The organism is Roseomonas sp. E05, assembly GCF_030063475.1.
Lineage (GTDB): Bacteria > Pseudomonadota > Alphaproteobacteria > Acetobacterales > Acetobacteraceae > Pseudoroseomonas.
On the sequence record NZ_JASIRT010000001.1, the window covers coordinates 392,828 to 418,443 of the forward strand.

Below are 25,616 nucleotides of genomic sequence, written 5' to 3' on the forward strand. Positions count from 1 at the left end.
GGCCCGCGCGGCGGCGGGCGAAGCGTCAGCATGGCGCGGCCGCCATGCCGCGCCCAGACCTCTCACGGCACTTTGAGGAAGAAGCTCTTGGCCCGCGCCTCGCGCCCGCGCAGCAGGCTGCTGCGGATCTGCCGCACCGTGCGCTGGCCGACATTGCGCTGGTAATAGCCCTCGTCGTCCGGCAGGCGGTCCATCAGCACGCGCCAGATCTCCTCGATGTCCTGCCGTGTCGCCATCCGGTCCGGGTTGAACAGGCGCCTGCGCATCTCGACGAGATGCGGCTCCAGCTGCTCCTGCCGGATCCGCGCGTGATGGGCGCGCTTGGCCTGGATGAAGCCTTCGAGCAGCTCCGGGGTCAGCCGCGGCGGCTCGGGCGGCAAGGCGGTGGCGACCTCGGTGCCCTCGAAGCCATGCCGGGCGAAGCTCGCCGCGCTGAAGGACTGCCCCTGCTTGCCGATGTAGCGGGCATAGCAGACATCGGTGTTGACGCGACCGAAGCCGAGATCCGCGCAGGCCATGGTCTTGGCGACGTCCTGCGAGGACTGGGTGCTGGCCACCGCCTTGTCCAGATAGGCCTCGACCAGCCGCAGATGCGGGCGCGCCTGATAGTCGCTCTCCCGCCAGATCTGCCGGAAGGGGGCGAGCCAGGGCTGCATCGCCTGCCAGCAGCGCCGCGTCAGGCCGAAGCCCCAATGGTGCTCCAGCGGGATGAAGCCGGGCCGCTGCGGGTCGCCGGGGGCGCGGTGATTGCCATAGGCGGCGAAGTAGCCGAGGCGGGGATGCTGCGGCAGTTGCGCGCGGATCGCCTCCAGCATGGCGAGATAGAAGGGACCGAGTTCGAGATCCTCCTCGAAGAAATAGCCCACCTCCGCCTTCAGCGTCTCGAAGACCAGGGATTCGCCACGCTGCAGGTTCAGCGCGATGCCGAGATTCTCCGGCGCGGCATGCACCTGGCCGCCCGGGAAGACACGGTGGAAGGCGGCGATATTGGCCGCGATTGCCGCGTCCTCGGCGAAGCGCACCGCGGAGCGGGACGAGACGGCGCCATCCTGCAGCAGGTGCACCTTCGTCTCGTCGAGCGTCACGCCCTGCTGCGCCCGCAGGGAGAGGCACAGGCGCTCCAGGTATTCCGGCCGGTTGAAGGCGTAGATGACGATCGGCGTCGTCAGCGGCGGCGGCGGCGGCGATGGTTCCATCGGCGGTGCGGAGGTGCCCCCCTGCTCGTCAACTGCGGCGATATCCGGCGGGGCGGCGGCGCGTCAAGCCGCCGGACGGGGCGCCGCGGCACGGGCCAGCCGGTCGTTGATCGCGGCGCCCAGCCCCTGGGGCGGCACCGGCATGGCGGCGATGCCCGAAAGGCCGAGACGCCGCCCCTCCTCGTCGAGCCAGCGCAGCCCGGCGAAGAGGCGGGCGGCCGCCTCCACCGGGTCGCGCCCCGCGCTGAGCTGCCAGATGGCACCGGCACCGGGCAGCGGCGGCCCGAAGGCCAGCAGCGCCTCCTGCGGCCCGACCGCCGTGGCGTCGAGCCGCAGCGGCAGGCCCGGGGCGTAGTGCGAGGACATCATGCCCGGCGCCTTCAGCCCGCCCTCGCCTTCCGTCACGGCGCCGGGCCGGCCGACCGGGCCGAGCAGCGCCGCCAGCGCCTCCTCCGGCACGCCGCCGGGGCGCAGCAGCAGCGGCATGGGGCCGGTGAGGTCAAGCACCGTGCTCTCCAGCCCCACCGGGCAGGCGCCGCCGTCGAGCACGGCGTCGATCCGTCCGTCCAGCCCCTCCAGGACATGCGCCGCGGTGGTGGGGGAGACCGAACCGGAGCGGTTGGCGGAGGGCGCGGCAAGCGGTATCCCGGCCTCCCGCAGCAGCGCCCGCGCCAGCGGATGCGCCGGCACCCGCACGGCGAGCGAGGACAGGCCGGCGCCGGTCAGCAGGTCGATACGGCTGGCCTTCGCGCGGGGCAGCACCAGGGTCAGCGGTCCCGGCCAGAAACGCTCCGCCAGCAGGCGCGCGCGCTCATCCGCCACCACCTCGGCGAAGGCGGCCCCGGCCTCGGCGAAATGGCTGATCAGCGGGTTGAAGCGCGGCCGGCCCTTGGCGGCGTAGATGCGCGCCACCGCCGCGGCATGGCCGGCATCGGCGCCCAGGCCATAGACCGTCTCGGTCGGGAAGGCGACCAGCCCGCCGGCCCGCAGCAGCGCGGCGGCGCGCGGCAGTTGTTCAGGCGTCAGCCGTTCCGTCATTCCGCCCCCTGGCCTTCCGCCCCCGGACTTTCCGCCCCCTGGCAGAGGAAGGGCGGGTTCTCCCAGCCCGGCTTGCCATAGGCCAGCGGCGCACCGCCGAAATCGGTGCAGCGGCCGCCGGCGGCCAGCAGCACGGCCTCGGGCGCGGCCGTGTCCCATTCCATGGTGCGGCCGAAGCGCGGGTAGAGGTCGCCCGTGCCCTCGGCCAGCCGGCAGAACTTCACCGCCGAGCCCATGTTGACGATGCGCTGCACCCGCCTGCCCTCCAGGAAGCGCGGCAGGCGCGGGTCGTCCTTGTAGTGGCGGCTGGCCATGACCACGAGGCCCTCCTCCGGCACCCGCCGTGCCCGGATGGGGCGCCGGCCGCCGGCATCCTCCTTCCAGGCGCCCTCCCCGACGATGCCGGTGAACAGCTCCCCGGTGGCGGGGATGGCGACGGCGCCGAGCTTCGGCCGCCCCTCCTCGATCAGGCCGATATTGACGGTGAACTCGGGCCGGCCGGCGGCGAATTCGCGCGTGCCGTCCAGCGGGTCCACCAGCCAGTAGCGCCGGGTGGCCGCGAGCAGCGCGCCGCCCGAGACCTCCTCCTCCGCCACCACCGGGATGTCCGGCGTGGCCTCGCGCAGGCCCTCGGTGATGATCGCCTCGGCCAGCCGGTCGGCGGCGGTCACGGGACTCATGTCGTCCTTGTGCTCCACCGCGAAGCCGGCGTCGCGCACGGTGAGGATGGCTGCGGCGGCGCGCTGCGCGAGCCGGGCGGCGAGGTCGAGGAGGTCTGAATCGGTCATTCTGCGGCGGAACTGTAGCACCGGTGGCGCGCAAGGGGGGGGCATCGCCGGGCAAAAAAGCCGCCCGGCGGCGCCCGCTCCTCCCCTATTCGCGGAAGTTGCGCCCGCGATACTCGCGGCTGTTCAGCATGATGTTGCGCAGCTGCCGCACCGGGCTGCGGCCGACATACTGCTCGTAGATGTGCTCGCCCTCCGGCAGGCGGTCGAGCAGCAGGCGGTAGAGCTGGTCGATATCCTCGCGCGTCGCCAGCCGGTCCGGGCTCCAGTGGCGGGCGGAATAGCGCTGCAGGAAGCCGTCGAACTCCTGTGCCCGGAAGCGGCGGAAATGCTCCTGCTGCCGCCGCAGGATGGCGGTGACGCGCTCGACGCTCGGCGGTTCGAGCGGCAGGTCGCCACGTTCCACCGCCGCCATCCGGTCATAGCCCATCTCGCGGAAGCGGCGCTCGCTGAAGGAGGCGCCCTTCTCGCCGATGTAGCGGGCGAAGCACATGTCCGTCATCGCCCGGGCGATGCCGAGCTGCGCGCAGGCCACCGCCTTCAGCGCGTCCTGCGAGGATTTGTCGATCGCCATCTCCTGGCCCTCCAGGAAGCGGTAGACCGCCAGGTGATCGCGGTTGGCGTAGTCGGTCTTCTCCAGGATGGCGAAATAGGGCCTGAGCCAGTCCTGGATGCGCTGCCAGGCGTCCCGCCGCAGCGCGAAGCCCCAGTGGTGGTCAAGCGGCACGAGGCGCACCCGGTTCGGGTCCGGCGTGGCGCGGTGGTCGCCATAGGCGGCGAAGTAGCCGACCTCGGGGAAGGGCGCGAAGGCCGCCCGCAGCCGCTCCATCATCAGCAGATAGGCGGGGCCGAGTTCCAGGTCGTCCTCGAAGAAATAGGCGATCTCCGCGCCGAGCGCCTCGAAGGCATGCGCCTCGCCGCGGCGGATGTTGAGGGCGATGCCGAGATTCTCCGCGCTGGCCAGCACCTGCCCCTGGGGGAAGGCGGCGCGGAAGACGGTGACGCTCTCGGCCATCGCCGCATCCTCGGCGTAGCGCACGCCGGAGCGGCGCGAGACCGGCCCGTCCTGCAGGAGATAGATGCGCCGCTCGTCCAGGGCGACGCCCTGCTGCCCTTTCAAAGAGGCGCAGAAGCGCTGCAGATAGTTCGGCCGATCGAAGGCAAAGATGATGATCGGCGCGTCGATGATGTGCGCGGCTTCCGCCATGCCGGTCCCGCTCTCCCCGTTGCTCAGCGGCCGGTGGTCGTCCCGCCTGCCCAAGGCCTAGGTAGAGAAGCGCCCCGCGCGGGGCAACTTCATTCGTCCTCGCGCAGCTGCAGCGCCCGGGCATAGACCTGCTTGCGCGGCAGGCCGGTGGCGGTGGCGACCAGGGCGGCGGCGTCGCGCAGGCTCTCGCCGGCCGCCAGTGCGGCGCGCAGCCGCGCATCCAGCGTCGCCTCGGCCTCCGGCTGCTCCTCTCCCGCCGGGCCGACCACCAGCACGATCTCGCCGCGCGCCGGGCTCGCCTGGTAGTGCGCCGCCAGCTCCGCCAGCGTGCCGCGCCGCACTTCCTCGAAGCGCTTGGTCAGCTCGCGCGCCACCGCGGCGGGGCGCGGGCCGAGCGCCGTGGCCATGGTGCCCAGCGTCTCCGCCAGCCGGTGCGGCGCCTCGTAGAAGATCAGCGTGGCGGCGAGACCGGCCCGCTCGGCGGCGCGCAGCTTCGCCAGCGCGGCGGCGCGGGCGGCCTCGCGCGGCGGCAGGAAGCCCTGGAACAGGAAGGGATGCGGCGGCAGGCCGGAGAGGGTCAGCGCCATCACCGCCGCGTTCGGCCCGGGCACGGCGGAGACCGCGATGCCCTCGGCGATGGCGGCGCGCACCAGCTGGTAGCCCGGATCGCTCATCAGCGGCGTGCCCGCATCCGAAACCAGGGCGAGGCGTTCACCGGCAGCCATGCGCGCCACGAGGCGCGGGGTCGCGGCCTCCTCGTTGTGTTCGTGCAGCGGCAGCAGCTTCGTGGAAACGCCATGTCGCGCCAGCAGCGGGGCTGTTACCCTGGTATCCTCGCAGAGCACCGCGTCGGCCGCGCGCAGCGTGGCCAGGGCGCGGGGCGCGAGGTCGCCGAGATTGCCGATCGGCGTCGCCACCAGTGTCAGCCCCGGCCTGCTGCCCGGGGGAGGGGAGGTTTCATTTGCTGCTTCCGTGGTCCCGTTCTCGTCCTGCTGCAAAGGCGGCTGCATCGGCCCTCCCCTCGTCCCGGCGCGGCCTGATGGCGGCCATGCTGCTCGGCGCCGTTGTGGGCCTCGCGGCCTGCGCGCCGCAAGTCCCGGGGACCGCCTACCCCCCTGCCCCGCAGGCCGGCGCCCCCGCCTTGCCGCCGCAGCCGGCGCGCGAGAAGGTGGCTCTGCTGCTGCCGCTCTCCGGACCGAACGCCGCGCTGGGCCAGCCGCTGCTGAACGCGGCGCAGCTCGCCCTGTTCGAGCAGGGCGGGCCGGGCTTCGAGTTCCTGCCGCGTGACACCGGCGGCACCCCGGCCGGCGCCGCCGCCGCCGCCCGGGCCGCCATGTCCGAGGGGGCGCGCATCCTGGTCGGGCCGCTGACGGCGCAGGAGACGGCCGCCGTGGCCGGCGCCGCCCGCAGCGCCGGCGTGCCGGTGCTGCCCTTCACCAACGATGCCAACCAGGCGGGCCCGGAGGTCTGGCCGCTGGGCCTGACGCCCGAGCAGCAGGTGCGCCGCGTGGTGGCCGCCGCGCAGGGCCAGGGCGTGCGGCGCTTCGGCCTCGCCGCGCCGGACGGCGCGCTGGGCCGGCAGATGGCCGCCGCGCTGCGCGGCGCGGCGCAGGATCTCGGCCTGCCCGCCCCCGTGGTGGAACTCTACCCCGCGGCCGCCGCGCCTTCGCTCGCGGCGCGCGACATGGCGCCGCGCATCGCCCCCGCCCCCGATGCGGCGCCCGACGCGCCCCCCGGCTCCGGCGTGGAGATGCTGCTGCTGGGCGAGAGTGGCGCGCGGGCGCGCGACTTCGTGGGCGGGCTGACCGGCGCCGGCGCCGCGGTGCCGCCGCTGCGCCTCGCCGGCCTCGCGGTCTGGGCCTATGACGAGGGGCTGACGCAGCAGCCGGCGCTGGCCGGCGCCTGGTTCCCCGGCCCCGATCCTGCGGCGCACAACCAGTTCGAGAGCCGCTACCAGGCCGCCTTCGGGGAGAAACCGGCGCGCGTCGCGGGCGTCGCCTATGACGCCGCCGCGCTCGCCGCCCGCGCCATGCGCGAGGCCGCCGCGGGCGGCATGCCGCGCATGCCGGTGGGCGAGATCGTGCTGGGCGCCGATGGCGCGCTGCGGCTGAACCCGGGCGGCAGGGTGCAGCGCGCGCTGGCCGTCTATGCGCTCTCGCCCGGTGCGCCGGCCGCTCCCGTCGCCCCTGCGGAACTGCCCGGCGAACTCGGCTACTGAGCCGGCGTCCTGCAGGGCGAGGCCCATCGCGGAGGGGTGGATGCAACAGGAGAGGCCGGCGCTGCGCCGCTGGCTGGCATCGGCCGCGCTGATCGGCGGCGTGCCGTTCATGCTTTTCGCGCTGCTGGCGCTGAGCGGGCAGGCCGAGCCCGTGCCGGCGCTGCTCAGCATGGCGGCCACGGCGGCGGCGGCACTGACGGTCGCGCGGCTCTGGCTTGGCGGCCTCGGCCTGCTGGCCGCCGTGCTCCGCAGCGCCGCCGAAGGCGAGGCCGCCTGGCCGGTGCCCCTGCCCCCGCCCCTGCTGCCTGCCCTGGCGGAGATCTCGGAGGGGGTTGCCCGGCTCGCCCGCAGCCTCGCCGAGCGTGGCGAACTGCTCGGGCGGATGCGCCGGGCGGATGCCGCCATCCTGGAAAGCCTGCCTGACCCGCTGCTGGTGCTCGGGGCGGATCGCTCGGCGCTGCGCGCCAATGCCGCCGCGCGGGCGCTGTTCGGCGTGCGGGCCGCCGAGGTGGGGCCGCTGGCCGGCGACACCGCCGCGGCGCTGCGCCACCCCGCCCTGGCCGGGGCGGTGGATCGCACCCTGGCCGAGGGGACGCGGCAGACGGTGGACCTGGTGCTGCCGGTGCCGGTGCCGCGCGAGCTGGCGGTTCAGGTGATCCCGCTCGATCCGCCGCTGGCGGATGGCGGGCGGCTGATCGTGCAGCTCTCCGACCGCACGCGGGAGCGCGCGGTGGAGCGGATGCGCGCCGACTTCGTGGCCAATGCCAGCCACGAGCTGCGCACCCCGCTGGCCAGCCTGATGGGCTTCATCGAGACGCTGCGTGGCCCGGCGGAGAACGACCCGGAGGCGCGCGCGCGCTTCCTCGGCATCATGGCCGAGCAGTCGGAGCGGATGCGGCGGCTGATCGACGATCTGCTCGGCCTCTCCCGCATCGAGCTGGCCGAGCACCAGCCGCCGACCGGCCGCGTGCCGCTCGCCGAGCTGGCGCGCAGCGAGGCGGAGGCGATGGAGCCGATCCTGGCCAGCCGCTCGGTCAGGCTGACCCTGGCGCTGGACGAGGCGGCGGTCGCCGCGCCGGCGGATGCCGAGCAGCTCGCCCAGGTGCTGCGCAACCTGCTGGAGAACGCCGTGCGGCACGGCAACCCGGGCGGCGAGGTGAAGCTGGCGGTGGAGCGCACCCCCGGCGCCCGCCCCGGCGCAACGCTGAGCGTGACGGATGACGGCCCCGGCATCCCCCGCGAGCACATCCCCCGGCTGACCGAGCGCTTCTACCGCGTGGACAAGGGCCGCTCCCGGCAGGCGGGCGGCACCGGGCTGGGGCTTGCGATCGTCAAGCACATCGTCAACCGCCACCGCGGGCAGTTGCTCATCGAGAGCCAGGAAGGGATGGGCGCGACCTTCAAGGTCTGGCTGCCGGCGGAATAAGGAAAAGGTCGGGGGAATGAATTCCCCGGTCAAACCTACAGGTTTGACCCTTCTTCTTTTTGTCGGTCTGGCGCCGCGCCTCCCGCCCGCGCTGGGAAACCCGCAGAAAAAAGATGGGGGTCCGGGGGAATTCCTTCCCCCGGACTTTTTCATCCCCAGATCGTCGCTTCCGTCCAGCCGAGCTCCGCGAACTCCCCCGCGCGCAGGGGTGCCTCGCCCTCGGCGTAGAACTCATCGAGCTGTGGCGGCGCGACCGAGGTGCTGCTGAGCATGGCATGCGCCTGCCCGCGATGGTGGACCTGGTGCTGGAACAGATGCAGCAGCAGCCGGTCGGCGCGCTCGCGCTGGATGCGGCCGGCACGGTGGATCTCAATGATGCGGCCGGGCGTGGCCTCGTCCATCGCCTCGCACCAGGCGATGAGGCGGCGGTCCATTCCGGCCTGGGCGGAGTGCAGCTCCGCAACGGTCGGGCAGGGGATGCGCTCCGCCCAGGCGGCGGGGCCAAGCGTGCCGCCTTCCAGCGCGTCCACATAGAAGCGGTCGATGACCAGGAGGTGGTTCAGCGTGGCCTGGACCGAGGGGAAGAAGCCGGTGCGCAGCGCCTCGAACTCCGCCTGGGTGAGGCCGGCGCAGGCGGTCAGCAGGCGGTGGTTGGCCCAGGCATTGTTGTAGGCCATGGATCGTAAGGCGAGCAGCAGCGAAGGCGCCATGGTTCCCTCCGGGGTGGGTGGATCAGGCCTTGGATTGGCGCCGCGGCCCCGGGGAAAACGGTTGCGGCGCCAGATCCCGGCCGAGCATGGCGCGCACCCGGCCGGAGGCGCCCTGCATCAGCGCGGGGATGATCCGGGCCTCGGGCAGGTTCTTCCAGTACTTCTTCGGCATCTCGGCGCGCATGGCATCGGGCTTCAGGCGGGCGGGGTTGAAGATGCTGGCGAAATAGGTGCGCCAGAGGTCCTCGGCCGCATCGTCGGCGGGAGCGTCGGCGCGGCGGGCACCCGCGGTGAAGCGGAGTTCCGCGCCATCCCAGTGGGCGCAGCGGCGCGGCGTCAGGATGGACCAGCGCAGGGCGGCGAAACGGCGCTGGAAGAAGCCCGCCTCGGCCTCGAGGATGTGGTGTTCCGGCTCGAACCAGGCGACAGAGCGTGGCCCCGCCGCCGTCTCAACCTCCCGGAAGCGGAGGAAGGCGTGCATCTTGTGGGCATCGCGCTTCACCGCGCGGGCCATGGCCTCCAGCCGGGCCATGCGCGGCTCGGTCGGGGTGCGCAGCAGGCCGGGAGTGTCGCGGGCATCCCAGAGCAGGCCGTAGAGCAGCGCGAAACGCTCAGCATCGCGGTGCCGGGCGGCGCGCTCGGCCATGTCGAGGAAGTCGCGCGGCACGGGGGGGATGGCGCCCTGGCCGAGGCCATCGGGCGGCCGGGGGCCGGCGAAAAGGCCGGGCGGCTCGGCCGGGCTGTGCCAGGAGACGTCCTCCGGGGGAATGCCGGCCGCCAGCAGGCCGCGCGCGGCCTCCCGCCAGCCGGCGAAGTCGGCCGGGCTGTCCAGCGTGACGCTATACATCGAGCGCCAGTTGTCGCGGCTTCGCGGCCTGGGCGAAGGCGCTGGGCGCCAGGAGCTGCCGCCGCAGCCCGGCGGAATCGAGCTGGCTGCGCCCCGGGCGATGGTCCGGCGCCAGGATGAAGGGGGAGATTTTCTTCAGCGGCACCCGCAGCCGCGCCAGGTCGGCCAGCCGGACGGAGGAATGCCGCCGCGCCGCCAGGATGCGCTCCACATTGCGCGCGCCGAGCCCGGGCACCCGCAGCAGCGCCTCGCGCGAGGCGCGGTTCAGGTCGAGCGGGAAGAGCGCGCGGTGCTTCAGCGCCCAGGCCAGCTTGGGGTCCAGTTCCAGGTCGAGCATGCCCCCTTCCCCGCCGGAGAGGATCTCCTGCGTCCCGAAGCCGTAGAAGCGCAGCAGCCAGTCGGCCTGGTAGAGCCGGTGCTCGCGCAGCAGCGGCGGCGGCGCGGGCGGCAGCTTCGCCGAAGCGTCGGGGATCGGCGAGAAGCCGGAGTAATAGACCCGCTTCAGGCCGAATTTCTTGTAGAGCGCGTCGCTGGTGCCGAGAATGTGGCGGTCGTCGCTGTCGTCGGCGCCAATGATCATCTGGGTGGACTGCCCGGCGGGCGCGAAGCGTGGCGGCGCGGCGCGGGTGGGGGTGCGGGCGGCCTCCTTCGCCTCGGCGATATGGCCGGAGAGGTCGCCCATGGCGCCGTGGATGCCATCCAGGTCCTTCTCCGGCGCCAGCTCCTTCAGGCTGCGCGCCTGCGGCAGCTCGATGTTGATCGAGAGCCGGTCGGCCCAGCGCCCCGCCTCGGCCAGCAGTTCCGGCGCGGCGTCGGGGATGGTCTTGAGGTGGATGTAGCCGAGGAAGCCATGCGCCTCGCGCAGCGTGCGGGCAACGCGGATCAGCTGCTCCATCGTGTAGTCGGAATTGCGGATGATGCCGGAGGAGAGGAACAGCCCCTCGATGTAGTTGCGGCGATAGAAGGAGATCGTCAGCTTCACCAGTTCCTCAACGGTAAAGCGGGCGCGCCGCACATCGGAGGACTTGCGGTTGATGCAATAGGCGCAATCGAAGATGCAGGAATTGGTCAGCAGCACCTTCAGCAGCGAGACGCAGCGGCCATCCGGCGCATAGGCATGGCAGATGCCCATCCCCTCCGTGCTGCCGAGGCCGCCGACGCGGGAATCCCGCTTCTCCGTTCCGGAGGAGGCGCAGGAGGCATCGTACTTGGCGGCGTCGGCCAGCAGGGCGAGTTTGGCGCGCAGATCCATGCCTGAGGTCCGGAGAGTGCTTATGTTCCGTATATGTTCTTGATCCGGCATCCGGCAAGGAAGGCTGGGGGAATGAATTCCCCCAGGCCCCCTTCTTTTCTCTTCGGGTTTTTTTGATCGCCCAGCGGACAGAAAGAAGATGGGGGTCCGGGGGAATTCCTTCCCCCGGCTTTTTCTATCCCCTCACCGCAGCAGTGAGGGCAGCAACAGGTCGAGCCGCAGGCGCCCCTCCCAGGTCGTGGCGAGCGTGCCTTCGGGCGTCCAGCGCAGGTAATCCTCGTCCAGGCAGGCGGCGAGAATGGCCGGGTCCACCGCATCGGCAAGCGCAACGCCGGTGCGGGCCAGCAGGCGGTCGGGATGGACGCCCTCGCTGAGGCGCAGCCCCATCAGCAGGGCCTCCCGGGCACGGTCGGTCGGGCCCAGGGTTTCGGTGCCGGTGATGGCATGGCCCTCGGCCTCGACACGGGCCAGCCATTCCTCCGGGCCGCGATGACGGCGGGCGGCGACCAGTCCTTCCTTCAGCAGCAGGCGCTGATGCGCCCCGGCGCCGATGCCGATGGTGTCGCCATAGCGCCAGTAGGCGAGGTTGTGCCGGCTCTCGGCCCCCGGCTTCGCGTAGTTCGAGACCTCGTAGGGCAGCAGGCCGAAGCGGGCGGCCTCATCGCCGGTGGCGAAGTAGAGCGCGGCGGCGGCCTCGTCGTCCGGCAGGGCGAAGGCGCCGCGGGCGTATTCGGTGGCGAAGCGCGTGCCGGGCTCGATGGTGAGCTGGTAGAGCGAGAGGTGGTCGGCGGCCAGCGCCAGGGCCTGCCGCAGCTCGGCGCGCCAGGCGGCCTCCTGCTGGCCGGGGCGGGCATAGATCAGGTCGAAGGACAGGCGCGGGAAGAGCGACCGCGCCGCCTCCAGCGCGGCGAGGGCCTGCGGCACGTCATGCCGGCGGCCGAGGAAGCGCAGCGCCTCCGCATCGAGCGACTGCACGCCGAGGCTGGCGCGGTTCACCCCGGCGGCGCGAACCTCGGCCAGCCGCGCCACCTCGACGCTGGTGGGGTTGGCCTCCAGCGTGATCTCGATGTCCGGCAGGGGGTCGAAAAGGCGGGTGGCGTCGGCGATGATGTCCGCCACCACCGCGGGCGGCATCAGGCTCGGCGTCCCGCCGCCGAAGAAGATCGAGGCGAGCTTCCGCCGCCCCTGCCCTTCCGCCTCCAGCCGCGCGGCCTCGAAGGCCAGTTCGCGGCGCAGCGCGGCGCCGAAGCGGGCGGCGTCCACGCGCTCGCGCACATGGCTGTTGAAGTCGCAATAGGGGCATTTGGCCGTGCAGAAGGGCCAGTGCACATAGAGGGCGAGCGGCTCGGTCATCGGCCCGGGATATGGGTGGGCAGGAGGGCCGCTGTCGAGCGCGGCAGGCGCACGGCGGGGGTGCGGCGGGCGCGGCGCTGCCGGCGCGCGGCTCCGCGCGGGCGGCGCAGGCCTTCTCCGCCGAGCCGCCGCGCCTGTCGGGGTTGGCCGCGGCAGAGCGGGCGTTTCTCAAATCGTCATCTCCGTCCAGGTGGGTTTGCCTTGACCCGGCCAGCGGCAATCCACACTCTGGGCTGGCATGAGGAGCCCAGGCGCGCCCGCCGAATCTGCGGGTGCCGGGGGGCAGATCGCTTGACCGGCGGCCCCCGGCCCCGCACATCCACGCCGCCGCCCCCCTCATCCGGGGCGGACCCGGCGGATGCGGCCTTTGTGGCGCCCGGCCGGGCCATTCTTCCGGCATCGCCGCCGCCCTGGAGATCCTCCGCCTTCATGTCCGCAGCCTCGCCGACCGCGCCTTCCGGCGCCGCCGCCATGCCCCGCAAGCGGCTCTACATCCGCACCTGGGGCTGCCAGATGAACGTCTATGACAGCGGCCGCATGGCCGACGTCCTGGCCCCGCTCGGCTATGGCCCCGCCGAGACGCCGGAGGAGGCCGACATGGTCATCCTCAACACCTGCCACATCCGCGAGAAGGCCTCGGAGAAGGTGTTCTCCGACCTCGGGCGGCTGCGCCTGCTGAAGCAGGAGAAGGAAGCGGCGGGGCAGAAGATGGTGCTGGCCGTCGCCGGCTGCGTCGCCCAGGCCGAGGGCGCCGAGATCACCGCCCGCGCCCCCTGGGTGGACCTGGTGCTCGGCCCGCAGACCTATCACCGCCTGCCGGAGATGGTGGCCCGCGCCAGCCGTGCCGCCGGCGCCCAGATCGAGACGGACTTCCCCGTCGAGCAGAAGTTCGACCACCTGCCGGACGCCCGGGGGCAGCAGGGGCCGGTCGCCTTCCTGACCATCCAGGAAGGCTGCGACAAGTTCTGCTCCTTCTGCGTGGTGCCCTACACGCGCGGGGCGGAGTTCAGCCGGCCGGCCGCCGCCATCATCGCCGAGGCGAAGCGGCTGGTGGCAGGCGGCGCACGGGAGATCGCCCTGCTCGGCCAGAACGTGAACGCCTGGCACGGCGAGGCGCCGGATGGCTCGACCTGGGGGCTGGCGCGGCTGCTCTACGCCCTGGCCGAGGTCGAGGGGCTGGCGCGCATCCGCTACACCACCAGCCACCCGCGCGACATGGATGACGACCTCATCCGCGCGCATGGCGCCGTGCCGCAGCTCATGCCCTTCCTGCACCTGCCCGTGCAGAGCGGCTCGGACAAGGTGCTGGCGGCGATGAACCGCGGCCACAAGGCGGAGCTGTTCTACCGGCTGGCCGACAAGCTGCGGGAGGCGCGGCCGGATCTGGCGCTCTCCTCCGACTTCATCGTGGGCCATCCCGGCGAGACCGCCGAGGACCATGCCGCGACGATGCGGCTGGTGGAGAAGGTCGGTTTCGCCCTGGCCTACAGCTTCAAGTACTCGCCCCGCCCCGGCACCCCCGCCGCCGGCCAGCCCTTCCAGGTGGCCGAGGCGGTGAAGGACGAGCGGCTGCAGGAGCTGCAGGCCCTGCTCCGCCGCCAGCAGGACGATTTCAACCGCGCCTGCGTCGGCCGTGAGTGCGACGTGCTGATGACCGGCGCCGGGCGCCACCCCGGCCAGGTGGCCGGACGCACGCCCTGGCTGCAACCCATCCATGCGATCGGCCTGGAAAGCCTCGCGGGACAGGTGGTGAGGGTGCGAATCACCGCCGCGCACCCCAACTCTCTCTCCGCAACCTTGCTCGACGAGAAGGAGCTCGCCTGCGCTTGAGCAACACCACCTCCATCGCGCTGCGCGCCGATGCCCGCAGCCTGAGCCGGCCGGCCATGGCTGACACCGTCTCCGACGCCCGGACCGTCACGCTGCAGTTCGAGGACAACGCGCTGCTGCCGTTGCTCTTCGGCGAGCACGACCGCCATCTGGCCCGCATCGAGCAGCGGTTGGGGATAAGGCTGGCCAGCAGGGGCAACCGGCTCTCGATCATCGGCTCCGCCGAGGCCACGGCCATCGCGGAGGCGGCATTGCGGAGCCTGTGGATGCGGCTGGAGCGGGGCGAATCGGTCGGCATGGCCGAGGTGGAGGCGGCGCTCCGCCTGGCGGAAGGCGTCCCGCAGGCGCCCTCCGGGGACGAGCCACGCCTGCCGCTGGCCGACCTGCCGGCGATCCGCACCCGCAAGGGCGCCATCGCGCCGCGCAGCCACGCCCAGGCCGCCTACATGGACCAGCTGGCCCGGCAGGACATGGTCTTCGGCATCGGCCCCGCCGGCACCGGCAAGACCTATCTCGCGGTGGCCCAGGGCGTGGCGCTGTTGCTGGCCGGGCGGGTGGACCGCATCGTGCTCTCGCGCCCGGCCGTCGAGGCAGGCGAGCGGCTGGGCTTCCTGCCCGGCGACATGAAGGAGAAGGTCGATCCCTATCTCCGCCCGCTCTACGACGCGCTGCACGACATGATGCCGGCCGACCAGGTGCAGCGCCGCATCACCTCGGGCGAGATCGAGATCGCGCCGCTGGCCTTCATGCGCGGCCGGACGCTGGCGCATTGCTACGCGATCCTGGACGAGGCGCAGAACACCACGCCGGCGCAGATCAAGATGTTCCTCACCCGCATGGGCGATGGCACGCGCATGGTGATCACCGGCGACCCGACCCAGGCCGACCTGCCGCCCGGCCAGAAATCCGGGCTGGTGGAGGCCCTCGCCATCCTCGACGGGGTGGAGGGCATCGGCGTCTCGCGCTTCGCCGAGGCCGATGTGGTGCGGCATCCGCTGGTGGCGCGCATCGTCGCCGCGTATAACCGTGCCGATCAATCGGCCGGGGGCCCCGCCGCCAGGATGGGCGGCGCGGGCGGACGGCGCCGTGACGGGACTCCTCCCGTGCGGCAGGAAGGAGAGTGATGGAACCGGGAAGTCTGCCGCCCGGCCGCCGTGACGCGGTCGGGCATCCCACGCCGGAGGTTGTCGTTGTCATCGACGCCCCGGCATGGCGCGCGGCGGTGCCGCGCGCCGAGGCACTGGCGCGCCGCGCCGCCGAAGCCGCCTGGGCCGAGATGCTCAGCGACGGCTTCCCGCTCGACAATGCCCCGATCGGCGCCCCCGCCGGCGGCATGACTGTCCTGCTGACCGACGACCGCGCGGTGAAGCGCCTGAACGGCCAGCACCGCGGCAAGGTCAAGCCGACCAACGTGCTCTCCTTTCCCGGCGAGGGCTTCGGCCATCTCGGCGACATCGCGCTGGCGCTCGGCGTGGTGCGGCGCGAGGCGCGCGGCGCCGGCCGCCGCATCGCCGCCCATCTGGCGCATCTGGTGGCGCATGGCACGCTGCACCTGGGCGGCCATGATCACCTGGAAGCCGGCGAGGCCCGCCGCATGGAGCGCGCCGAGGCCCGCATCCTGCGCCGGCTCGGCATGCCCAATCCCTGGCGGGGCGTGACATGAGTGACGTTCGCGAGGCCCGCGAGGGCATCCTCTGGCGCCTGCACGGCCTGATGCGGCGCCGTACGGCCGAAACGGTGCGCGACCAGATGGAGGCGCTGGTCGAGGGACGCAACCCGGAGGAGCCGCACGAGCATGAAGGCCCGCCGCGCCCGGAGCTGGACGCGCAGGAGCGCGCCCTGCTGCGCAACGTGCTCAAGCTGCGCGGCAAGACCGCCAGCGACGTGATGGTGCCGCGCGCCGATATCGTCGCCATGCCCGAGGACCTGACCCTGGAGCAGGCCATCCGCCTCATCCAGCGCGAGGGCCACAGCCGCTTCCCCGTCTATCGCGAGCAGCTCGACGACATCGTCGGCATGGTCCACATCAAGGACGTCTTCGCCAGCGTCGGCCGCGAGGGGCCGTTCAGCATGGCGGCGGTGCTGCGCAAGCCGCTCTTCGTGGTGCCCTCGGTGCCGGTGCTGGACCTGCTGCTGCAGATGCGCCAGCAGCGCATGCACTTGGCGCTGGTGGTGGACGAGTACGGCGGCATCGACGGGCTGGTGACCATCGAGGACCTGGTCGAGACCATCACCGGCGACATCTCGGACGAACACGACGAGGACCGCCCGCCGCAATTCGTCGAGCGCCCGGACGGGCTGATCGACCTCGATGCCCGGACGCCGATCGACGTGTTCGAGGAGCGCATCGGCGAGGTGCTGACCGAGGACGAGCGCGAACAGGACATCGACACGGTGGGCGGGCTGGTCTTCACCCTGGCCGGCCGGGTGCCGGCCAAGGGGGAGCTGGTCTCGCATCCCTCCGGGCTGGAGTTCCGCGTGCTCGATGCCGATGCGCGCCGCATCCGCCGGCTGCGCATCCGGCGGCCCGGCACGCATACCGGGCCGGCGCCCAGCCGGGTGGCCGCGGAGTAGCAAGGCTGGGGGAAGGAATTCCCCCAGGCCCCCATCTTCTTTCCTCGGGTTTCCCGCCGGCGGCTTGCGCGGCCCTCAACTGACAAAAGGAAAATGGGCCAAACCTCTAGGTTTGACCGGGGGAATTCCTTCCCCCGACCTTTTTCTGGCGCCGCCTGTCCCCCCCTCGCCCGGCCGTCCCCTTTGAGCTACCCCCTCCGGGCCGTTTTCCTTCTGCGACAGGGTCATCCCCCGCGTGCTTTCCAAGATCTCCCGCCTGGCCGGCCGTCGGGCCCTGCTCGCCGCCTTCGGCCTGGGGGCGCTCGGCGCCCTGGCCATGCCGCCGCTCTACGCCGTGCCAGTGCTGCTGCTGGCCATTCCCGGCCTGCTCGCCCTGCTGGAAGGGGCGGCAAGCTGGCGCCGCGCCGCGCTGCTCGGCTTCGCCTGGGGCTGGGGCCACCACATCGTCGGGCTCTACTGGATCAGCCATGCCCTGCTGACCGACCCTTGGCGCTGGGGCTGGCTGGTGCCGATCGCCGTGCCCGGGCTGGCGCTGCCGATGGCCGCCTATGTCGCGGCGGCCGCGGCGGTGGCCTGGCGGGCGCGGCCGGGCTGGCGGCGCTGGCTGGCGCTGGCTGGCGCCTGGGTGGTGATGGAGTGGCTGCGCGGCCTGCTGTTCACCGGCTTTCCCTGGAACCTCATGGGTACGGTCTGGGCCTTCGACGCGCTGCCGATCCAGGGTGCCGCCTGGGTGGGGGTGTATGGCCTCTCGCTGGCCACCATGCTGCTGGCCGGCCTGCCTTGGCTGGGCCGGCGGGCCATGATGGGCGGCGCGGTGGCGCTGCTGGCCCTGGCGGGGCTGGGCGCGGCGCGGCTGGCGGGCGAGGAGCCACCGCCGCAGCCGGTTTCGGTGCTGCTGGTGCAGGGCAACATCCAGCAGGAGGCGAAGTGGCGCGAGGACCAGCGCTGGCCGATCTTCCGCCGCTATCTCGAACTGACCCAGCAGGGTGCCGCCCGCGCTCCCGCCGGCCAGCGGCTGGTGGCGGTCTGGCCAGAGACGGCAAGCCCCTTCCTGCTGCCCTCCGACACCGCCGCCCGCGAATATGCCGCCCGCACCCTGCCCGCTGGCAGCATCCTGCTGGCCGGCTCGGTGCGTGCCGAGTGGGGGGCGGATGGCCACCTGAGCCACCTCTTCAACAGCCTCTCGGCGGTGGATTCCGAGGGGCGGCTGCTGGGCGTCTATGACAAGGCGCATCTGGTGCCCTTCGGCGAGTACATGCCCCTGCGGGGACTGATCCCCATCCGCGTGGTGCAGGGCGGGGTGGATTTCGGTGCCGGGCCGGGCCCCGTCTCCCTGGCGCCGGGGGGCCTGCCGCCGTTCAGCCCGCTGATCTGCTACGAGGTCATTTTCCCGGGAGCGGTGGTGCCCGCGCAGCGGCCGGACTGGCTGCTGAACATCACCAACGACGCCTGGTTCGGCTTCTCCGCCGGGCCTTACCAGCACCTGGCGGCGGCCCGCCTGCGCGCGGTCGAGGAAGGCCTCCCGCTCGCCCGTGCGGCACAGACCGGCATTTCCGTGGTGTTCGACGCGCATGGGCGCACGGTGGCGCGGCTTGGCCTGGGCGAAATGGGCACGGTGGTAGCGCCGCTACCCGCCCCTCTGCCGCCGACCCTCTTCGCGCGCAGCGGCAACATTGGCGCGTTGTCGTTGGCGCTTCTGATCCTCCTGGTTGCGTTTTTTTGGGGATACCCTACGAAAGAGAGGACAGAGTCAGGCCGCGGCGTCGCTTAATTGAGATTTCTCGAAAGAGTTGACAAATTCTTGCCGCACCCTTACTCACGTTTGCAGGGATGCAAGGCGAAGGTCAGCCGGGTGAACGCCGACGCGAAGGCAAGGCAGCCCAGAGCAACCGGGTGTGGTCCTGCACATTGTGGCGGAGGTTTCAGCATGCCCAGCGATGATGTGGTGGAGCGGAGCGAACGGGAGCACAGGCCAAGCCCGATCGACGTCCACGTTGGAAGCCGGGTGCGGCTGCGGCGAACCCTTCTCGGGATGAGCCAGGAGAAGCTGGGCGAGGCGCTCGGCCTCACCTTCCAGCAGGTCCAGAAGTACGAACGCGGCGTCAACCGGATCGGCGCCAGCCGCCTGTTCGACCTGGCCCGCGTGCTGGACGTGCCGATCGGCTTCTTCTTCGACGACATGCCGGACGCGATGGGCGGCAACACCGCGCTGCGCAGCCGCCTGAACGGCTTCGCCGAGCACCAGGAAGGCTTCGAGGACGACACGCTGCACAAGCGTGAGACGCTCGAACTGGTGCGGGCCTATTACCGGATCACCGAGCCTTCCGTCCGCAAGCGCGTCTTCGATCTGATCAAGAGCCTCGCGCCCACCGACTGACCGCGGCCCCGCCGCCGCCGGCCGCGGCGGGAAGAACGATGGAGGTCCGGCGGGCGGGCGCCATCCGGGCTTTTTTCGTTCAGCGCGACCGTGGCGCCAGCGGCGCGGCAGGCCGGTTCTGCCGCAGCACCGCCGCCCCTTCGGCAACGATCTCCTCGACCGCCAGCGTCAGGGCCTTGCGGTTGCGGAAGGCGCCGGGGTCCATCGGCTGGTGCAGCAGCACCGTCACGCGGCCGCCCGGGCGGCACGCCAGGCGCCAGAAGTGGCTGCCGATGTCCATGTCCCCGTACCAGGCGAAGTGGGGGCGGTCCCGCCGGCGCGCCGGCAGCCCGCCGATGCGGTCATAGACCACCGAGATCGGCTGGACCGCCGTCGCCGCATCCGCCACGGCGAGGAAGGATGAGCGGAAGGGCAGCACCCGCGCGCCGTCATTGCTGGTTCCCTCGGGGAAGAGGATCAGGCTGTCGCCGGCGCGCAGGCGCTGCCGCATCACATCAGCCTCCTCCCCCGTGCGGCCGCGGCTGCGGCTGACGAAGACGGTGCGGCCGAGCCGCGCCACGGTGCGGATCAGCGGCCAGGTGCCGACCTCCGCCTTGGCGACGAAGGGCGCTTCCAGCACGCTGCCCAGCACCAGGATGTCGAGCCAGGAGGAATGGTTCGACAGGAACAGGGCGGGCGCCTCCTGGCACACCTCCCCGACCACCTGCACGCGCAGGCCGATCAGCCGGCAGAGCGTCGCGTGGTAGAGGCGGGCGAAGCGCCGCTTGCCGGTCCCCGGCACGGAGAGCAGCACCATCTGCACGGGGATGCAGAGCAGGGTCCAGAGCAGGGCCGAGGCGAGGCGCCGGCTCGCGCGCAGGCGGCTGCCGCGCGGCGCGGCGGTCGGCAGCACGCCGGCGCCGTCAACCTCGGGCCGCAGCCAGGGCGGGGAACCGCGGCGCGAAGGCAATGGCGCATCCATCGGGATCGGGGCGGAAACCTGCATGACCAAGCCGGATAGCGGACCCGTACCGCCAGAACAATGTCAGGCCCGTGTCTCGGGCATGACACCGGACGCGGCTCAGTCGCGGCCGCCGATCTTGCGCTCGTAGTGGCGGCTGTACTTCTCGGTGACCAGTTCGGTCTTCACCACCACGCAGACATCGGTGGTGTTGAACTGGCTGTCGATGACCGCGCCCTCGCCGACGAAGCCGCCGAGTCGCAGATAGCCCTTCACCAGCGGGGGAAGGTCCGCCAGGGCGGCGCGAGGGTCCACGGTGGCGGGGTCCAGCCGGTCCATCGCCACATAGCGCTCGGGAATGGCACGCGGGCGCAGCTCCGGCGGCGCCAGGTGGTGCGCGTGGAGATAGGTCAGCGGCACGGCCAGCCGGTCCAGGTCGGTGCCGGGCAGGCTGGCGCAGCCGAACATCAACGCGATCTGATGCTTGGAGACATAGGCGGCGATGCCGGACCAGAGCAGCTGCATGGCCGCCCGGTTGCGGTAGCGCGCATCCACGCAGGAGCGGCCGAGCTCCAGCACGTTGCCGGGCTGCGCCAGCAGCGGCCCGATATCGTATTCCGAGGCCGAGTAGAAGCCGCCGATGCGCTCGGCCGCCGCGCGGCGGATCAGCCGGTAGGTCCCGACCACCGCGCTGGCGCCCTCACCGAGGTCGTAGTCGAGCACCAGGAGATGGTCGGCCACCGCGTCGAAGGCATCGTGATCGCGCTCCGCCGCGGCGGTGGCGGCGTCGGGATGGGCGCCCATCTCGCCGTAGAAGATGCGGTAGCGCAGCGCCTGCGCGGCCTCGACCTCCGCCGCGTCCGCCGCGATGCGGACGCCGAGATTGCCGATGCGCAGCTCGCCGAAGCCGGTCGCCGCATCGTGGCTCATGCGGCCTCGCCTCCGCGCCGGCGCGCCGCCCGCCGCGCCCCGCCCTTGTCCGATTCGGGCGCCGGGCGGCGGCCGAACAGCTCAAGCCGATGGCCGATCAGCTCATAGCCCAGCCGGGCCGCGATCGCCTTGGCCAGCGCCTCGTGCTGCTCGTCGGAGAACTCGATGACCTTGCCGCTGTCCACGTCGATCAGGTGGTAATGGTGGCCATGGTCGGTGGCCTCGTAGCGCGCGCGGCCGCCGCCGAAGTCGTGCCGCTCCAGGATGCCCTTCTCCTCGAGCAGGCGCACCGTGCGGTACACCGTGGCGATGGAGACGCGGGCATCAAGTGCCAGGGCGCGGCGGTAGAGTTCCTCCACGTCCGGGTGGTCCACCGCCTCCGAGAGGACGCGTGCGATCAGCCGGCGCTGCCCGGTCATCTTCAGGCCCCGCTCGACGCACAGCCGCTCGATCCGCAACGGGTCAGGCGCGGCGGCATCGGTGGCGGGGCGGGGCGTGTCGGTGCGCGTGTCCATGGGGGTGGTCGGGTGCTCTCCTGTGCCGGCGGGAAGGGAGGGCCCTACCCGCCCGCACGCATTATGACACGACGCTCAAGCGCGCCATACCACGCCCTGCGGCCCGCCCGGCGCGCTGCGGAGGCGCCGGGGCGCCCCGAGGCTGGCGGTGCTGGCTTGCCACCATCGGCACCGCGAGGCAAGGCGGGCCGTGGATCCGGCCCGGAACCATCGCTCAGGCGGTGGCGGGGGCGCGGCGCGGGCGGGCGGGGCGCGGCTTGGTGCCCAGCCCGATCTTCTTGGCCAGCGAGGAGCGATGGCGCGCGTAGTTCGGCGCCACCATCGGATAGTCGGCCGGCAGGCCCCAGCGCTCGCGGTACTGTTCCGGCGTCATGTCATAGGCCGTCTTGAGATGACGCTTCAACATCTTCAGCTTTTTGCCGTCCTCCAGGCAGACCAGATAGTCGTCATGGACGGACTTCTTCACGGGAACGGCGGGCTGGGGGCGCTCGACCGGCGGAGGCGCAGCCACGGGCGCGGTGCCGAGCCCGGAGAGGGTGCGATGCACCTGCTCGATCAGTGTCGGCACATCCGCCAAGGGGACGGAATTGTTTGAGACATGGGCAGCAACAATCTGCGCCGTCAGCCCCAGAAGTTCACGCCCGTCCTGTTCTTCGGACATCGCCAAGCCTCACAAAAACTATCCGGTACAGCCATGACGCGCATCTCGTCTTGACTTACAGAAGCATATCGTCAACCGCGATCGGTTCGCAATATCCTATCCGCGCAAAATTTCAGGTTCAGGTGAAACTATGGAAAATACAGCTTCAGAAGAAAATCTTTTCCACCAGACTCTCGATATAACAGGAGAAACTTGTCCGATGACATTCGTCCGCACCCGTTTGGCACTGGATCGGATGGCGAACGGTCAGATTCTGCTGGTGAAACTGCGAGGTGAAGAACCCCGGCACAATGTTCCCCGCACCGCTACCGAACAGGGACATGCCGTACTGGGACAGCAGGAAATGCCGGATGGCAGCCTGCAGATCAGGATCCGCAAGGGCGGCAGCTGAGCACCAGCGCGTCACTGCCATCCGGATAGTAGTGGCGGCGGCGGCCGACCTCCGTGCAGCCCGCCGCCGCGTAGAGCGCCCGTGCCGCGGGATTGGCAGCGGAGACTTCCAGGAACATCTGCCCGGCGCCGGCCGCCTCCGCCACGCCCCGCGCAGCCTCCAGCAGCGCCCGCCCCACCCCCTGCCGGCGGGCGGCGGGAATGACAGCCAGCGTCAGCACCTCCGCCTCGTCCGCCGCGACGCGCGCCAGGATGAAGCCCGCCCCCGGGCTGAGCAGGGCGAAGGCGCCGGGCATCTCCAGCATCAGGCGCAGCGCGTCAGGACCCCAGGCCTCGGCCGGCGGGAAAGCGGTGCCATGCAGCGCGGCCAACTCGGCCGCCGCCTCCGGCCCGGCGGAGCGCAACTCAGGCACCGGGCAGCCGAACTGCCGGCGGCTCGACATAGAGCGGCAGCGCGGCCCGGGGCGGCAGGCGGCCGGACAGGCGAAGCGCCGCCACCGTGGCGACAGCGGCGGCGTCCGGCAGGCGACTCTCGGTCAGCAGCGCCGGCATCCCACGCCCGGCAAGCGCCTCGGCCGCTTCCACGGCAGCGTCGCCCATCAGCGCCACCGGGCCGTCCGGCGCCGGCAGCTCCGCCAGGGTGAAGGGCTCGGGCGGGCCGAGCGGCGCATCGGCGCCGGGCGCGAAGCGCTCCAGCAGCACCCGGCCCCGCCGGGTGTCGATCACCGACCAGAGGGCATGGCTGGCGCGCAATGCCGGCGGCAGGGCGGCGGCCAGCGCCTCGCCCGTCGTCACGCCGATGGCCGGCCGGCCGGCGGCCAGCGCCAGGCCCTGCGCCAGCGCCAGGGCCGCGCGCAGGCCGGTGAAACCGCCCGGGCCCACCACCGCCGCCACCGCGTCCAGCGCAGGGGCGGCGAGCCCGGCCTCCGCCAGCACCCGCGCCACCATGGGCGGCAGCGCGACAGCCTGCCCGCGCGCGCCCTCCGTCGCCGCGGCAGCGAGCACCTGCCCATCCGCCCACACCGCCGCCGAGGCCCGCGCCAGCGCGCCATCCAATGCCAGGATCCGCATGCGACGCTGCATAGGGCAGATCGGGCGGCGACGGAACCGCGCGCGGATGGCAGGATGCGCGCCATGCTGCTGCCCATCACCGAGGCGGACGGATTCCGCCTCGACCTCCGCTATGCCACGCCGGACAACCTGACCGGCATTCCCATCTACACCCGCCCCGTGGCGCTGCTGCTGCCGGAGGCGCGCGAGCGGCTGCTGCGCGCCCGCGACCAGGCCGCCCGGCTTGGCCTGCGCCTCAAGATCTTCGACGCCTTCCGCCCGATCGAGGCGCAATGGGCGCTGTGGAACGCCGTGGAGGACAAGCGCTTCGTCGCCGACCCGCGCGCCGGGGGCGTGCACCCGCGCGGCGCGGCGGTGGACCTGACGCTGTGCGAGGCGGCGACCGGCGCCGAACTGCCGATGGGCACCGGCTTCGACGCCACCGTGCCGGAATCGGCGCATGGCCATGCCGGCGTGCCTGTCGAGGATCAGCGCAACCGGGCGCTGCTGCTCGGACTGATGACCGCCGCCGGCTGGGACCATTACAAGCTGGAATGGTGGCATTACCAGCTGCCGCAGGCGCGCAGCTTCCCGGCGCTGGCCGCCACGGCCGTGCCGGGCGGGCCGATCTAAGGCCAGGACAAGGTTGGGGGAAAGAATTCCCCCAAACCCCCATCTTCTTTTTGCCGGTTTGGCGTGGCGCTGTCCGCCCGCGCGGGCACTGACAGAAAAAGAAGGGGGTCTGGGGGAATTCATTCCCCCAGGGCTGATCTTCCTTTCCGGTGCGCCGAGGGCCAGATAGGCGGCATGCTCCGACGCTCCCTGCTGGCCGCCGCCGCGGCCCTGCCCTTCCTGCCCCATGGCGCCGCCGCCCAGAGCCAGCAGCAGGCGGCGCTGCTGAAGCGGATCGAGGCCTATCTCAACAGCATCACCACCATGCGCGCGCATTTCCTGCAGATCGCGCAGAATGGCGGCGCGGCGGAGGGCACCGCCTACATCTCCCGCCCCGGCCAGATGCGCTTCGAATACGAACCGCCGGAGCCGCTGCTGCTCGTCGCCTCGGACGGGCAGTTCCTCTACTACGACCGCGAACTGAAGCAGCCGACGGTGGTGCCCGTGGGCTCCACGCCGCTTGGCCTGCTGCTGCGGCCGCAGATCCGCTTCGGCGGGGATCTGGAGGTGCTCGCGGTGGATCGCATGGGCGGCTTCGTCGGCGTCACCCTGCACCGGCGCGACGCGCCCGCCGAAGGGCGGCTGACGCTGGTCTTCGCCGAGGATCCGCTGGAGCTGCGGCAATGGATCGTGGTGGACAGCCAGGGGCGGCAGACCCGGGTGACGCTGAGCGCCATCGAGACCGGCATGAAGTTCGACAAGCTGCTCTTCACCTTCAACGATCCGCGCTTCTTCGAGCAGGAGACCAACCGCTGACGCAGGGCTGACGCCACAAAGTGGCACGAATCGTGACTTGATCGCGCCGCTTTGAAAGGCAACCTTTCCGGCATGCGCCCCCTCATTGGCATCCCCTGCTGCATGAAGGCCTTCGGGGCCTTCGCCATGCCCAACCATGCGGTGTCCGACCACTACATCCAGGTCGTCCTCGGGCCGATCGGCGGCATGCCGATCCTCGTCCCCGCAGCCGGAGAGGGGGTGGCGGCGGAGATCCTGCCGCGGCTGGATGGGCTGCTGCTGACCGGCAGCCGCTCGAACGTCCAGCCGGACCTCTATGCCGGCCCGCCCCATCTCGAAGGGACCCCGGAGGACCCGGCGCGCGATGCCACCACCCTTCCGCTGATCCGCGGCGCGCTGGAGGCCGGGGTGCCGCTGCTGGCGATCTGCCGCGGCTTCCAGGAGCTGAACGTGGCGCTTGGCGGCACGCTCGACCAGCGCATCCAGGACCTTCCGGGACGCATGGACCACTCCACCCCTTCCGACCAGGCGCTGCCGAAGGTGCGCACCGGCAAGGCGCATGCGGTGCGGGTGGCGCCGGAGGGCGAGTTGGCGCGGCACTGGGCAGGGCTGGGCTGGTCCCCCGCCGCCGTGCCGGTGAACTCGCTGCATAACCAGGGCGTGGCGACACTGGCCCCGCGCCTCACCGCCGAGGCCTGGGCGCCCGACGGCACCATCGAGGCGGCACGGGTCGAGAAGGCCCGTGATTTTGCCCTTGGTGTCCAATGGCACCCGGAATATGACTGGTGCGAAGATATGCTCTCGCGCCGTCTCTTCGAGGCGTTCGGCGAGGCAGCGCGGCGTCATCAGGGCGCCAGCGGCAGGGTTACGCTGCCCGAGCCCCTCGCGGCCGAATGAGCGAGGCGGACAC

General features: G+C 72.2%; 27 protein-coding genes. 12 read left to right on the forward strand and 15 right to left on the reverse strand.

Annotated elements, in window-relative coordinates; genetic code table 11:
* Positions 1–62: 62 nt before the first annotated feature.
* From QMO56_RS01890 to rsmI, 5 genes are all read right to left on the reverse strand, one after another.
* Entirely contained in the window at positions 63–1,196 is a 1,134-nt protein-coding gene (locus QMO56_RS01890) for a hypothetical protein (RefSeq protein WP_283523329.1), read from the reverse strand.
* Between the two features lie 63 nt (positions 1,197–1,259).
* A complete protein-coding gene (locus QMO56_RS01895) occupies positions 1,260–2,234 on the reverse strand; it encodes an L-threonylcarbamoyladenylate synthase (protein WP_283523330.1) in 975 nt (324 codons plus the stop codon).
* The gene (gene cysQ / locus QMO56_RS01900; RefSeq protein WP_283523331.1) at positions 2,231–3,022 is read right to left on the reverse strand and encodes a 3'(2'),5'-bisphosphate nucleotidase CysQ; all 792 of its coding nucleotides are present in this window, start codon (positions 3,020–3,022) and stop codon (positions 2,231–2,233) included. The genes QMO56_RS01895 and cysQ overlap by 4 nt, the downstream gene beginning before the upstream one ends.
* Before the next feature lie 85 nt (positions 3,023–3,107).
* Positions 3,108–4,226, reverse strand: coding sequence for a hypothetical protein (locus tag QMO56_RS01905; RefSeq protein WP_283523332.1), 1,119 nt, complete (start codon positions 4,224–4,226; stop codon positions 3,108–3,110).
* Between the two features lie 89 nt (positions 4,227–4,315).
* On the reverse strand, positions 4,316–5,236 hold the full coding sequence (gene rsmI / locus QMO56_RS01910) for a 16S rRNA (cytidine(1402)-2'-O)-methyltransferase (RefSeq protein WP_283523333.1): 921 nt from the start codon (positions 5,234–5,236) through the stop codon (positions 4,316–4,318).
* A 29-nt stretch (positions 5,237–5,265) separates the two neighbouring features.
* Between rsmI and QMO56_RS01915 the strand changes: the two genes are divergently transcribed.
* Positions 5,266–6,444, forward strand: a complete 1,179-nt coding sequence (locus QMO56_RS01915; protein ID WP_283523334.1) for a penicillin-binding protein activator — start codon at positions 5,266–5,268, stop codon at positions 6,442–6,444.
* 40 nt (positions 6,445–6,484) lie between these two features.
* A complete protein-coding gene (locus QMO56_RS01920) occupies positions 6,485–7,870 on the forward strand; it encodes an ATP-binding protein (RefSeq protein WP_283523335.1) in 1,386 nt (461 codons plus the stop codon).
* A 149-nt stretch (positions 7,871–8,019) separates the two neighbouring features.
* Here QMO56_RS01920 and QMO56_RS01925 read toward each other — a convergent pair whose 3' ends face one another.
* From QMO56_RS01925 to hemW, 4 genes are all read right to left on the reverse strand, one after another.
* The gene (locus QMO56_RS01925; protein WP_283523336.1) at positions 8,020–8,580 is read right to left on the reverse strand and encodes a DinB family protein; all 561 of its coding nucleotides are present in this window, start codon (positions 8,578–8,580) and stop codon (positions 8,020–8,022) included.
* Between the two features lie 22 nt (positions 8,581–8,602).
* Positions 8,603–9,427, reverse strand: coding sequence for a TIGR03915 family putative DNA repair protein (locus QMO56_RS01930; RefSeq protein WP_283523337.1), 825 nt, complete (start codon positions 9,425–9,427; stop codon positions 8,603–8,605).
* Positions 9,420–10,679 (reverse strand): putative DNA modification/repair radical SAM protein, encoded by a 1,260-nt coding sequence (locus tag QMO56_RS01935; RefSeq protein WP_283523338.1) that lies wholly within the window; start codon positions 10,677–10,679, stop codon positions 9,420–9,422. Before QMO56_RS01935 ends, QMO56_RS01930 begins: the two co-directional genes overlap by 8 nt.
* A gap of 183 nt (positions 10,680–10,862) precedes the next feature.
* A complete protein-coding gene (gene hemW, locus QMO56_RS01940) occupies positions 10,863–12,032 on the reverse strand; it encodes a radical SAM family heme chaperone HemW (RefSeq protein WP_283523339.1) in 1,170 nt (389 codons plus the stop codon).
* Positions 12,033–12,461: 429 nt separating this feature from the next.
* Here hemW and miaB point away from each other — a divergent pair, with 429 nt between their 5' ends.
* The 6 genes from miaB to QMO56_RS01970 all read left to right on the forward strand — a co-directional run bounded on the left by miaB (position 12,462) and on the right by QMO56_RS01970 (position 18,813).
* A complete protein-coding gene (miaB, locus tag QMO56_RS01945) occupies positions 12,462–13,862 on the forward strand; it encodes a tRNA (N6-isopentenyl adenosine(37)-C2)-methylthiotransferase MiaB (RefSeq protein ID WP_283523340.1) in 1,401 nt (466 codons plus the stop codon).
* A 56-nt stretch (positions 13,863–13,918) separates the two neighbouring features.
* Positions 13,919–14,986: a PhoH family protein gene (locus QMO56_RS01950; protein ID WP_283523445.1), complete on the forward strand. Its 1,068-nt coding sequence runs from the start codon at positions 13,919–13,921 to the stop codon at positions 14,984–14,986.
* Positions 14,986–15,525 carry an rRNA maturation RNase YbeY gene (gene ybeY, locus QMO56_RS01955; RefSeq protein WP_283523341.1) on the forward strand — a complete coding sequence of 180 codons (540 nt, stop codon included), beginning with the start codon at positions 14,986–14,988 and terminating at the stop codon, positions 15,523–15,525. The genes QMO56_RS01950 and ybeY overlap by 1 nt, the downstream gene beginning before the upstream one ends.
* The gene (locus tag QMO56_RS01960; protein WP_283523342.1) at positions 15,522–16,436 is read left to right on the forward strand and encodes a hemolysin family protein; all 915 of its coding nucleotides are present in this window, start codon (positions 15,522–15,524) and stop codon (positions 16,434–16,436) included. The genes ybeY and QMO56_RS01960 overlap by 4 nt, the downstream gene beginning before the upstream one ends.
* Before the next feature lie 235 nt (positions 16,437–16,671).
* Positions 16,672–18,207, forward strand: a complete 1,536-nt coding sequence (gene lnt, locus QMO56_RS01965) for an apolipoprotein N-acyltransferase (protein ID WP_283523343.1) — start codon at positions 16,672–16,674, stop codon at positions 18,205–18,207.
* A 156-nt stretch (positions 18,208–18,363) separates the two neighbouring features.
* Positions 18,364–18,813, forward strand: a complete 450-nt coding sequence (locus QMO56_RS01970; RefSeq protein WP_283523344.1) for a helix-turn-helix domain-containing protein — start codon at positions 18,364–18,366, stop codon at positions 18,811–18,813.
* Between the two features lie 79 nt (positions 18,814–18,892).
* Here the strand turns inward: QMO56_RS01970 and QMO56_RS01975 are convergent, their stop codons facing one another.
* The 4 genes from QMO56_RS01975 to QMO56_RS01990 form a co-directional block, all read right to left on the reverse strand.
* A complete protein-coding gene (locus QMO56_RS01975; RefSeq protein WP_283523345.1) occupies positions 18,893–19,798 on the reverse strand; it encodes a 1-acyl-sn-glycerol-3-phosphate acyltransferase in 906 nt (301 codons plus the stop codon).
* 75 nt (positions 19,799–19,873) lie between these two features.
* Positions 19,874–20,683: a GNAT family N-acetyltransferase gene (locus tag QMO56_RS01980; protein WP_283523346.1), complete on the reverse strand. Its 810-nt coding sequence runs from the start codon at positions 20,681–20,683 to the stop codon at positions 19,874–19,876.
* Positions 20,680–21,198: a Fur family transcriptional regulator gene (locus QMO56_RS01985; protein WP_283523347.1), complete on the reverse strand. Its 519-nt coding sequence runs from the start codon at positions 21,196–21,198 to the stop codon at positions 20,680–20,682. Before QMO56_RS01985 ends, QMO56_RS01980 begins: the two co-directional genes overlap by 4 nt.
* Positions 21,199–21,412: 214 nt before the next feature.
* Positions 21,413–21,859, reverse strand: a complete 447-nt coding sequence (locus tag QMO56_RS01990; protein ID WP_283523348.1) for a MucR family transcriptional regulator — start codon at positions 21,857–21,859, stop codon at positions 21,413–21,415.
* 199 nt (positions 21,860–22,058) lie between these two features.
* On the opposite strand from QMO56_RS01990, the gene QMO56_RS01995 reads away from it, so the two are divergent.
* On the forward strand, positions 22,059–22,250 hold the full coding sequence (locus QMO56_RS01995) for a sulfurtransferase TusA family protein (RefSeq protein ID WP_349362333.1): 192 nt from the start codon (positions 22,059–22,061) through the stop codon (positions 22,248–22,250).
* Here QMO56_RS01995 and QMO56_RS02000 read toward each other — a convergent pair.
* Both QMO56_RS02000 and tsaB read right to left on the reverse strand, forming a co-directional pair.
* Entirely contained in the window at positions 22,225–22,662 is a 438-nt protein-coding gene (locus QMO56_RS02000) for a GNAT family N-acetyltransferase (protein WP_283523350.1), read from the reverse strand. The two genes, QMO56_RS01995 and QMO56_RS02000, sit on opposite strands and share 26 nt — an antisense overlap.
* Positions 22,655–23,320: a tRNA (adenosine(37)-N6)-threonylcarbamoyltransferase complex dimerization subunit type 1 TsaB gene (gene tsaB, locus QMO56_RS02005; RefSeq protein ID WP_283523351.1), complete on the reverse strand. Its 666-nt coding sequence runs from the start codon at positions 23,318–23,320 to the stop codon at positions 22,655–22,657. The genes QMO56_RS02000 and tsaB overlap by 8 nt, the downstream gene beginning before the upstream one ends.
* A gap of 63 nt (positions 23,321–23,383) precedes the next feature.
* Between tsaB and ddpX the strand changes: the two genes are divergently transcribed.
* The 3 genes from ddpX (at position 23,384) to QMO56_RS02020 (ending at position 25,603) form a co-directional block, all read left to right on the forward strand.
* The gene (gene ddpX, locus QMO56_RS02010; RefSeq protein ID WP_283523352.1) at positions 23,384–23,932 is read left to right on the forward strand and encodes a D-alanyl-D-alanine dipeptidase; all 549 of its coding nucleotides are present in this window, start codon (positions 23,384–23,386) and stop codon (positions 23,930–23,932) included.
* A gap of 174 nt (positions 23,933–24,106) precedes the next feature.
* Positions 24,107–24,727 carry an outer membrane lipoprotein carrier protein LolA gene (locus QMO56_RS02015; RefSeq protein WP_283523353.1) on the forward strand — a complete coding sequence of 207 codons (621 nt, stop codon included), beginning with the start codon at positions 24,107–24,109 and terminating at the stop codon, positions 24,725–24,727.
* A gap of 72 nt (positions 24,728–24,799) precedes the next feature.
* Positions 24,800–25,603 (forward strand): gamma-glutamyl-gamma-aminobutyrate hydrolase family protein, encoded by an 804-nt coding sequence (locus QMO56_RS02020; protein ID WP_283523354.1) that lies wholly within the window; start codon positions 24,800–24,802, stop codon positions 25,601–25,603.
* Positions 25,604–25,616: the final 13 nt, after the last annotated feature.